Genomic DNA, 8,812 nt, shown 5'->3' on the forward strand with positions numbered 1-8,812 from the left:
TGTTCGAGGTGTGAGGCATCGCACGGCCGGGGCGGGGGATGGGCAGGGCCCTGACCGTGACAAAGCTCACGGTCAGGGCCCTGCCGCTGTGCGACGACTGGAGCCGGACCGTGCGGTCCGGTTCAGGTCACAGCGGCGGCACCAGGGGGCTGATCGGAGTTGTCCACAGGGGCTGACGCGTTGTGGTGAGGGAGCTGTACGGTCATCCCGACTTGATGTGAGTGCGCGGGGGAGGCGGTCGCGATGACCGGGGATGGTACGGCGCTGGAGGCGCAGGTCGGTGTGGGTGCGCGGGTGCCCTGGGTGCGCGGGTTCGGGCGGTGGCCCGTGGAGGGCTCGCCCAAGGAGGAGGGGAAGTCGCTGCGCGCGCGGGTGAAGCGCGGCGCGCACGCGGAGCTCACGCTCGACGCCGGTCGGCCGGACGCGCCGGCCGCCGTCACGGAGTCCAACCGCGGCCGCCTCCCCGAGCTCACCCCGATACGGGTCGGCCGGATGGCCGCGACGCCCTTCGCGTTCCTGCGCGGCTCGGCCGGGCTCATGGCGTACGACCTCGCGCGCACGCCCGTCACCGGCATCGGGGCGCAGATCTGCGGTGACGCGCACGCGGCGAACTTCGGCCTGTACGCGGACGCGCGCGGCGACCTGGTCATCGACCTGAACGACTTCGACGAGACCGTGTACGGCCCCTGGGAGTGGGACCTCAAGCGGCTCGCCACCTCGCTGGTACTGGCCGGCCGGGAGGCGGGCGCCGACGCGGACAGGTGCCGCAAGGCGGCACACGACGCGGTCGGCGCCTACCGGCGCACGATGCGTCTGCTCGCCAGGCTGCCGGTGCTGGACGCGTGGAACGCCATCGCGGACGAGGAACTGGTCTCCCACACGGACGCCCACGACCTGCTCGGCACGCTGGAGCGGGTCGCGGAGAAGGCGCGGGCGAACACGAGCGGGCGGTTCGCGGCCAAGTCGACGGAGGTGCTGGAGGACGGCAGCCGGCGCTTCGTGGACGCGCCGCCGGTGCTGCGCCGCGTCCCGGACGCGGAGGCCGCTGCGGTGGCGGCCTCCCTCGAGGAGTATCTGACGACGCTGTCCGAGGACCGGCTGCCGCTCCTGGCCCGCCACGCGGTGCACGACGTGGCCTTCCGCGTGGTCGGCACGGGCAGCGTGGGCACCCGCTCGTACGTCGTCCTGCTGCTGGACCACCGTGGCGAGCCGCTGGTTCTCCAGGTGAAGGAGGCCCGCCCCTCGGCGCTGCTCCCGCATCTGGCGACGGCCGGATTCGACGCCCCGGAGGTGCCTCACGAAGGCCGCCGTGTGGTCCTCGGGCAGAAGCGGATGCAGGTGGTCAGCGACATCCTGCTCGGCTGGACCTCGGTCGACGGGCTTCCCTTCCAGGTACGGCAGTTCCGCAACCGCAAGGGCAGTGTGGACCCGGCCGCCCTCGCCGCCGACCAGATAGACGACTACGCCCGTATGACCGGCGCCCTCCTGGCCCGCGCCCACACCCACACCGCCGATCCGCGCCTCATCTCCGGCTACTGCGGCAAGAGCGATGAACTGGACGAGGCGATCGCGTCCTTCGCCGTCGTGTACGCGGACCGGACGGAGGCGGACCACGCCGAGCTGGTGGCGGCGATCAGGGAGGGGCGGATCGCGGCGGAGTTCGGGGTGTGAGTTCGGGGTGTGAGTTCGGGGTGTGAGACGGCGGCCGGGCGGAGTCGGAGACTCCTGCGGCCCGTGGCCTACGCTGGGCGGGTGACCACCCCGGAATCCGCCCAGTCCCAGCCCGTGCCCGACAGCGAAGGGCCACAGGTGGCGGCTGCCACGGCCGCCGACGGGTTCGAGGCGCCGTCCCCCGCCGCCGGGCGGGGTGGGGACGGCTCGGGTGGGGACGGCTCGGATGAGGGCAAGGCCGCAGCCGGAGAAGGGGCGAACCAGTCGCCCCCGCCGGACCAGGCGGCTCAGCCGACCCCGCCGAGCCGGTCGGAGCCGAGCCTGTCGGACCAGGCGAGCGAGGCCGGTCACTCCGGGGGGAGCCAGGAGGCGCGGCCCGAGGAGCGGCTGGAGCGGGCCGTGCGGGCGGCCGAGCAGGCGCTGATCGAGTTCGAGATCGCCGTGGAGACCTTCCGGGTCGAGGTGGAGAACTTCTCGCGGCTGCACCACCAGAAGCTCGGCCCGATGTACGCACGGCTCGACGAACTGGAGGCACAGATCGCCGAGGCGCGGGCCGCGCGCACCGGGGACCCGGAGGACATACGCGTGGCCCAGGAGGCCCGGGCACGGGTCATGCCGATGCCGGAGGTCGAGGAGCTGTTCCACGGCTGGATGGACTCGGAGGGTCTGTTCCCGGAGGCCGCGGCGATGCTCACGGACCAGCCGGTACGACCCCCCGAGCGCGTGCGCCCGAGCGAGGAGGCCCGCAAGCTCTACCGCGAGCTCGTCCGCAAGGCGCACCCCGACCTCGCGCAGGACGGGAGCGAGCGCGAGCGGCGCGACGAGTTCATCGCCCGGGTCAACGCGGCCTATGCCCAGGGCAACGAGGCTCTGCTGCGCGAGCTGTCCGAGGAGTGGGACGCGGGACCGGTTCCCGAGGAGCGGAAGCCCAGCCGCAGTGAGGAGCTCTACGCCCGCCTCGAGTGGCTCGCCCAGCGCAAGGAACTGCTCGCCCTGGTCGCCCGGGAGCTGGAGGAGGGCGCGATCGGTGCGATGCTGCGCCTGGCGCCGGAGGACCCCGACCGCCTTCTCGAGGAGATCGCCGAACAGCTCCTCGCCCAGGTCGCCGAACGCGAGGAGGAGCTGGCCCGGCTGCTCGCCTAGCGACACGCCTGGTGACGCCGGTTGCCTCCCGGCCGGGCCACCTTGCCGGGCCACCCTGTCGGGCTCGCTGGTCCGCGCCGCGCCCTCTCCGGTCGGGTAGCGTCGTAGCCATGCATTTCGGAGCTGGTGTGCCCACGGTCGAGGTCGGGGATCTCGCGGACGGTGACTTTCTGCTGGACGTCCGGGAGGACGACGAGTGGCAGGCGGGTCACGCCGCTGGGGCGCTGCACATTCCCATCAGTGAGTTCGTGGCCCGGTACGGCGAGTTCACCGAGGCCGCGCCGCAGGACGGGCGGGTCCATGTGATCTGCCGCAGCGGCGGGCGTTCGGCCCAGGTCACGATGTACCTCGCCCAGCAGGGCATCGACGCCGTGAACGTCGACGGCGGTATGCAGGTCTGGGCGGCCTGCGGACGCCCGGTCGTGGACGACAAGGGACAGCCGGGCTTCGTGCTGTAGTCCCGGGAGCCGGGAGCCGGGAGCCGGGAGCCCGTAGCCGGGGAGTCGGGTGCGGCGGGCGGATGTCACCCGAGGGGGTGCGTGGCCAGCAGGTCGCCCAGTGTCTCCTCGTGCGCCGCCGCGGGGCCGAGGGACAGCTCCAACTGCTTGGCCCAGGCGTGGTACCGGTGCAGCGGATAGTCGGTGTCGGCGCCGAAGCCGCCGTGCAGATGCTGTGCCGTCTGCACGACCCGCCGTACGCCCTCCGACGCCCAGATCTTGGCCACGGCCACGTCCCCGGCCACGGGCAGTGCGCCCCCCGCTCCCGAGGCGACCCGCCACGCCGCCTGCCACAGCGTCGCCTCCATCGCGCGCAGGTCGATGTAACGGTCCGCCGCCTGTACGGCGACGGCCTGGAACGTGGCGATCGGGAAGCCGAACTGTTCCCGTTCGCCGGTGTACGCGCTGGTCAGACGGAGCGCGCCCTCGCCCAGGCCGAGCGCCAGCGCGCATGTCCCGGTGGCCAGCAGCGCATGCAGCCACTCCCACGCCCCCTCGGCTTCGAGGATGTTTCCCGTGGGGATCCGTGCGGACTCCAGACGCAGCTCGCCGAGTCGCTCACCACTCGTCGAGACCTGCTCGGCGAGTACGGCACCCTCGTGCGGGCGGGGCACGAGCGCGAGGAGGGTGCGGTCGGTCGCCGGGGTGTGCGCGGGGACGAGGACGAAGTCGGCGTTGTGTGCCCAGGGCACCGCCGTCTGCACACCGTCCAGTACCCAGCCGTCGTCGTCCTGCCGCGCGGTCACGGCGAGTTCGGCCGGGTCGTGCCCGGTCCTTCCGTGTGGGGCGACGGTCAGCACGGTCTCGCCCCGGCCTACCCGCGCCAGCAGTCCCGCCTTCAACTCCTCGGTCCCGTACGCCTGTACGGCCACCGCGGCCGCCGTGCTCTCCAGCAACGGCACCCTGGCCAGCACTCTCGCCGACTCCCGCAGCACCAGGCACAGCGCGATGGCGTCGAGACCCGCGCCTCCGTACTCCGGGTCCAGCAGCAGGCTCAGCAGGTCCGCGTCGGCGAGCCTCGCCCACAGCGCCCGGTCGAAGTCGTCGGCCACGGCACCCGGGGTGAGCGCGGGGCTGGGCACCCCGTCCGGCAGGACCCCGGCGAACACCGCCTTCGCCGCCTCGACCGCCGCCTGCTGCTCCTCGGTGAAGGTGAAGTCCACGGCCTGTCCTTCCGACGGGTCAGTAGATCTGACGGGGCGTCAAGATAGAACAGGTTCTAGGAGAAGGGAACGGTCCGTCACCCACGGGAAGCCAGGAGCCGGGAGCAGAGAGCAGAAGCTCGGAGCCGGGGAACCGGGGAGCTGGGGAGCTGGGGAGCTGGGAGCGGAAGCTCGGAGCCGGAGCGGCGGGAGCCGGGGATGATGTGCGGCTTCAGCGGTCGAAATCCACCTCCACCGTCTCCGTCAGCGGATGCGACTGGCACGCCAGCACGTATCCGGCCTCGGTCTCCTCCGGTTCCAGTGCGAAGTTGCGGTCCATCCGGACCTCGCCCGACACCAGGAACGCCCGGCAGGTCCCGCACACCCCGCCCTTGCAGGCGTAGGGCGCGTCGGGGCGGTTGCGCAGCACGGTGTCCAGCAGCGACTCGCCGTCCCGCACCGGCCAGGTCCCGCCCCGGCCATCGAGCCGGGCGGTCACCGAGCTGTGCGCGGGGGCGCCGGCGACGGCGGCCGGGGTCACCCCGGCGTCCACGTGGAAGATCTCCTCGTGGATCCGGCCCCGCGGCACTCCGAGCCCGCGCAGTGCCCGCTCGGCGCCCTGCACCAGACCGAAGGGGCCGCACAGGAACCACCCGGCCACCCGGTCGAACGGGAGCAGGACGGGAAGCAGCCCCGTCAGCCGCTCCTCGTCGAGCCGACCGGACGGCAGCCCCGCCTGCTGCTCCTCCCGGGAGAGCACCGTCACCAGCTGGAACCGCTCCGGGAAGCGGTCCTTGAGATCGGCGACCTCCTCCAGGAACATCGTCGAGGCCGAGGTCCGGTCACTGCGTACCAGACAGAACCGCGCCTCCGGCTCCCGCGACAGCAGCGTCGTCACGATCGACAGCACCGGGGTGATACCGCTGCCGCCGACGACCGCCGCGTACAGCCCGGGCGCGGGCTCCAGCGTGAAGCGGCCCGCCGGCGTCATCACCTCCAGCTCGTCGCCGACGTCGATCTCCTTGAGCGCGTACGTCGAGAACGTGCCGTTCTCCACCAACCGGACACCGACGCGCAGGGTCGCGGGGCCGTCGGAGCCGGGCGCCGGGGCCTCGGAGCAGATCGAGTACGTACGGCGGATCTCCGTGCCGTCGGCCGTGCGGCGCAGGGCGAGGTGCTGGCCGGGCGCGTGCCGGTACTCCGCGCGGAGCTCGGGCGGCACGGCGAAGGTGAGGGCCACGGAGTCGTCGGTCAGCCGGTCGACCGCCGCCACCGGGAGCGTGTGGAAGCGGGCCATCACAGCTCCTTGAAGTGGTCGAACGGTTCGCGGCAGTCCAGGCACCGGCGCAGCGCCTTGCACGCGGTGGACGAGAAACGGCTCAGCAGTTCGGTCTCGGCGGACCCGCAGTGCGGGCACCGCACGGCGTCCAGGTCAGGGGAGGTGCCCGGCGCTGCCGTGCGGGTCGGGCCGAGGCTCAGCGGGACCGGACCAGGGGCCCGGGTCGTGCGCGGAGGCGCTATGCCGAACTCCTGGAGCTTGCGCCGCCCTTCGTCCGTGATGTCGTCCGTCGACCAGGCGGGCGTGAGCACCGTGCGCACCGTGACCTCGCGCACGCCGTGCTCGCGCAGCACCCGCTCGATGTCCACCGACATCGCCTCGACGGCCGGGCAGCCGGTGTACGTCGGGGTCAGCTCGACCTCGACCGCGTCCGTGCCGCGCACATGCACCGCGCGCAGGACGCCCAGCTCCCGCAGGGTGAGCACCGGCAGCTCGGGGTCGGGCACCGCGCCGGCGACCGCGAGGAGTTCAGCCTCGAGGGGGGTGACCGTCACCATGACGCCCCCGGGTGACTGCGGTGCAGATGCTGCATCTCGGCGAGCATCAGCCCGAAGGGCTCGGTGTGCACCCCCTGGCGTCCGGCGCCCGCGCTCCACGCCCCGGACGGCGGCCCTTCGGGGACGTCCAGCGTCGCCCGGAGCAGAACGGCGGACACGGACTCCAGCCAGGCGGACCGCAGCCCCTCCCAGTCGACGTCCAGGCCCTCCACCGGCTCGAACATCTCGCCGGTGTAGCGCCACAGCGCCCGGCACGCCGTCCGCATCCGTTCGTGGCTGATGTCCGTGCCGTCGCCGAGACGGAGCGTCCACTGCTCGGCGTGGTCCTGGTGGTAGGCGACCTCCTTGACGGCCTTGGCGGCCAGACCGGCGAACCGGCCGTCTCCGGAGGCGAGGTGTGCGTACAGCAGCCGCTGGTACGTGGAGAAGTACAGCTGGCGGGCGATCGTGTGGGCGAAGTCGCCGTTCGGCTGCTCGACCAGCTGGAGGTTGCGGAAGGCCCGCTCCTCGCGCAGATACGCCAGCTCGTCCTCGTCCCCGGCCATCGACAGCAGCACCCTGGCCTGGCCCAGCAGGTCCAGCGCGATGTTGGCGAGGGCGACCTCCTCCTCCAGGACGGGGGCATGGCCCGCCCACTCCCCCAGACGGTGCGAGAGCACCAGGGCGTCGTCGCCGAGGGCCAGGGCCGCGGCGTCCACGGTGACCGTCACAGGTGCTGCACCCCCTCCGGGATCTCGTAGAACGTCGGGTGGCGGTACGGCTTGTCGGCGGCCGGTTCGAAGAAGGGGTCCTTCTCGTCCGGAGAGGAGGCCGTGATGGCCGAGGAGGGGACGACCCAGAGGGAGACGCCCTCGCCGCGCCGGGTGTACAGATCGCGCGCGTTGCGCAGGGCCAGCTCGGCGTCCGGGGCGTGCAGGCTGCCGGCGTGGGTGTGCGAGAGCCCGCGCCGCGAGCGGACGAAGACCTCCCAGAGGGGCCAGTCGTTGGTGGTCATGCCGCTGCCTTCCCGTGTTCCTCGGCCGTGTGCTTCCGGGCGTACGCCGCGGCCGCGTCCCGTACCCAGGCACCCTCCTCGTGGGCGCGCCTGCGCTGGGTGATCCGCTGTTCGTTGCACGGGCCGTTGCCCTTGAGGACCTCCCGGAACTCCGTCCAGTCGATCTCGCCGAAGTCGTGGTGGCCCCGCTCCTCGTTCCACACCAGCTCCGGGTCGGGGAGCGTGAGCCCCAGGGACTCCGCCTGGGGGACGCAGATGTCCACGAAGCGCTGACGCAGCTCGTCGTTCGAGTGGCGCTTGATCTTCCACTCCATCGACTGCGCCGAGTGCTGCGACTCGTCGTCGGGCGGGCCGAACATCATCAGGGAGGGCCACCACCAGCGGTCCACCGCGTCCTGCGCCATCGCGTGCTGCTCGGGGGTGCCGCGGCTGAGGGCCAGCAGAAGCTCGTACCCCTGGCGCTGGTGGAAGGACTCCTCCTTGCAGATGCGGACCATCGCGCGCGCGTACGGCCCGTAGGAACAGCGGCACAGCGGCACCTGGTTGGTGATCGCGGCGCCGTCCACGAGCCAGCCGATGGCGCCGACGTCCGCCCAGGTCAGCGTGGGGTAGTTGAAGATCGACGAGTACTTCTGGCGGCCGCTGTGCAGCTTGTCGAGCAGTTCGTCGCGGCTGGTGCCGAGGGTCTCCGCCGCGCTGTACAGGTACAGCCCGTGGCCCGCCTCGTCCTGGACCTTGGCCATGAGGATCGCCTTGCGCCGCAGGGAGGGGGCGCGCGTGATCCAGTTGGCCTCCGGCTGCATGCCGATGATCTCGGAGTGGGCGTGCTGCGCTATCTGCCGGACGAGCGTGGCGCGGTAGGCCTCGGGCATCCAGTCGCGCGGCTCGATGCGTTCGTCGGCCGCCACGGCGGCGTCGAACGCCGTCTCGTACGCCGCCGCGAACCCGGTCTCGTCGGCCGGGCCGTCCGCCCGCGTCCGGGCCGCCCGCTGCGCTGCTGTCGCCATCGGTCCCCCTTGACCTCTCGCTCCCGACCGATCGTTCGGTCCGCTCGATTCAATGGTGAGTCGGGGCGCCGTATGGTGTCAACCGCTGTGGATAACTCGTGGCCGCCGGTACGACCGGGGTGCTGATGCGACCGCTGTGCCCGGTGTGGCTGCGCCGGGCGGGCGGGCGTGAGTACCGTTCCGGTGCGAACACCGCGGTACGGCGTCCCCGGCCCGGGCGACCGAGGGCGCCCGCGGCCAGGCGGGGGAACGCGACGGGACACCGGGAAGCGGACCGGACATCGGGAATCGGGGCGGAATGGACGCGTACGACGAGGGCTCGAACGCCCCCCACGGGCCGACGGAGCGCGACGGCTTCGCCCAGGACACCGGCGGTCGGTCCGGCTTCGGCGGTCGGTCCGGCCCCACCAGGCACTCCGGCTTCGACCGTCAGGACGACTCGCCTTCCGGCAGCCCCGCGCGGGATGCACCGGCGCCCGAAGTCCTCCCGCCCACGGACGGCACCGGCCCCGACCCCAGCAC

The 8,812-nt window shown here is 72.8% G+C and carries 9 protein-coding genes and 1 pseudogene; 4 read left to right on the top strand and 6 right to left on the bottom strand.

Features of this window, described 5'->3' with window-relative positions:
* The first annotated feature begins 243 nt into the window (after nucleotides 1-243).
* The 3 genes from FNH04_RS35530 (at nucleotide 244) to FNH04_RS35540 (ending at nucleotide 3,272) form a co-directional block, all read left to right on the top strand.
* Nucleotides 244-1,671 (top strand): DUF2252 domain-containing protein, encoded by a 1,428-nt coding sequence (locus tag FNH04_RS35530; RefSeq protein WP_152789973.1) that lies wholly within the window; start codon nucleotides 244-246, stop codon nucleotides 1,669-1,671.
* A 321-nt stretch (nucleotides 1,672-1,992) separates the two neighbouring features.
* Nucleotides 1,993-2,814 (top strand): J domain-containing protein, encoded by an 822-nt coding sequence (locus FNH04_RS35535; RefSeq protein ID WP_152789979.1) that lies wholly within the window; start codon nucleotides 1,993-1,995, stop codon nucleotides 2,812-2,814.
* Between the two features lie 128 nt (nucleotides 2,815-2,942).
* Nucleotides 2,943-3,272, top strand: coding sequence for a rhodanese-like domain-containing protein (locus FNH04_RS35540; RefSeq protein ID WP_322724781.1), 330 nt, complete (start codon nucleotides 2,943-2,945; stop codon nucleotides 3,270-3,272).
* 65 nt (nucleotides 3,273-3,337) lie between these two features.
* On the opposite strand, the gene FNH04_RS35545 is transcribed toward FNH04_RS35540, so the two are convergent.
* From FNH04_RS35545 to paaA, 6 genes are all read right to left on the bottom strand, one after another.
* The gene (locus FNH04_RS35545) at nucleotides 3,338-4,474 is read right to left on the bottom strand and encodes an acyl-CoA dehydrogenase family protein (RefSeq protein ID WP_322724778.1); all 1,137 of its coding nucleotides are present in this window, start codon (nucleotides 4,472-4,474) and stop codon (nucleotides 3,338-3,340) included.
* 211 nt (nucleotides 4,475-4,685) lie between these two features.
* Nucleotides 4,686-5,750, bottom strand: a complete 1,065-nt coding sequence (locus tag FNH04_RS35550; RefSeq protein WP_152789975.1) for a 2Fe-2S iron-sulfur cluster-binding protein — start codon at nucleotides 5,748-5,750, stop codon at nucleotides 4,686-4,688.
* Nucleotides 5,750-6,289 carry a 1,2-phenylacetyl-CoA epoxidase subunit PaaD gene (gene paaD / locus FNH04_RS35555; RefSeq protein ID WP_152789976.1) on the bottom strand — a complete coding sequence of 180 codons (540 nt, stop codon included), beginning with the start codon at nucleotides 6,287-6,289 and terminating at the stop codon, nucleotides 5,750-5,752. The genes FNH04_RS35550 and paaD overlap by 1 nt, the downstream gene beginning before the upstream one ends.
* The gene (paaC, locus tag FNH04_RS35560; RefSeq protein WP_322724779.1) at nucleotides 6,283-6,999 is read right to left on the bottom strand and encodes a 1,2-phenylacetyl-CoA epoxidase subunit PaaC; all 717 of its coding nucleotides are present in this window, start codon (nucleotides 6,997-6,999) and stop codon (nucleotides 6,283-6,285) included. The genes paaD and paaC overlap by 7 nt, the downstream gene beginning before the upstream one ends.
* Entirely contained in the window at nucleotides 6,996-7,283 is a 288-nt protein-coding gene (paaB, locus tag FNH04_RS35565) for a 1,2-phenylacetyl-CoA epoxidase subunit PaaB (RefSeq protein WP_152789977.1), read from the bottom strand. Before paaB ends, paaC begins: the two co-directional genes overlap by 4 nt.
* Nucleotides 7,280-8,290, bottom strand: a complete 1,011-nt coding sequence (gene paaA / locus FNH04_RS35570) for a 1,2-phenylacetyl-CoA epoxidase subunit PaaA (RefSeq protein ID WP_152789978.1) — start codon at nucleotides 8,288-8,290, stop codon at nucleotides 7,280-7,282. The genes paaB and paaA overlap by 4 nt, the downstream gene beginning before the upstream one ends.
* A 298-nt stretch (nucleotides 8,291-8,588) precedes the next feature.
* On the opposite strand from paaA, the pseudogene FNH04_RS48155 reads away from it, so the two are divergent.
* Nucleotides 8,589-8,812: pseudogene (locus FNH04_RS48155) on the top strand (hypothetical protein); the annotation flags it as partial.

It is taken from the genome of Streptomyces phyllanthi (assembly GCF_009377205.1).
Taxonomy (GTDB): Bacteria; Actinomycetota; Actinomycetes; order Streptomycetales; family Streptomycetaceae; genus Streptomyces; species Streptomyces phyllanthi.

Coding starts and splice junctions, on each gene's coding strand:
- paaB (WP_152789977.1), bottom strand. CDS start 7,283: ATGACCACCAACGACTGGCCCCTCTGGGAGGTCTTCGTCCGCTCGCGG.
- paaA (WP_152789978.1), bottom strand. CDS start 8,290: ATGGCGACAGCAGCGCAGCGGGCGGCCCGGACGCGGGCGGACGGCCCG.
- FNH04_RS35530 (WP_152789973.1), top strand. CDS start 244: ATGACCGGGGATGGTACGGCGCTGGAGGCGCAGGTCGGTGTGGGTGCG.
- FNH04_RS35550 (WP_152789975.1), bottom strand. CDS start 5,750: ATGGCCCGCTTCCACACGCTCCCGGTGGCGGCGGTCGACCGGCTGACC.
- paaD (WP_152789976.1), bottom strand. CDS start 6,289: ATGGTGACGGTCACCCCCCTCGAGGCTGAACTCCTCGCGGTCGCCGGC.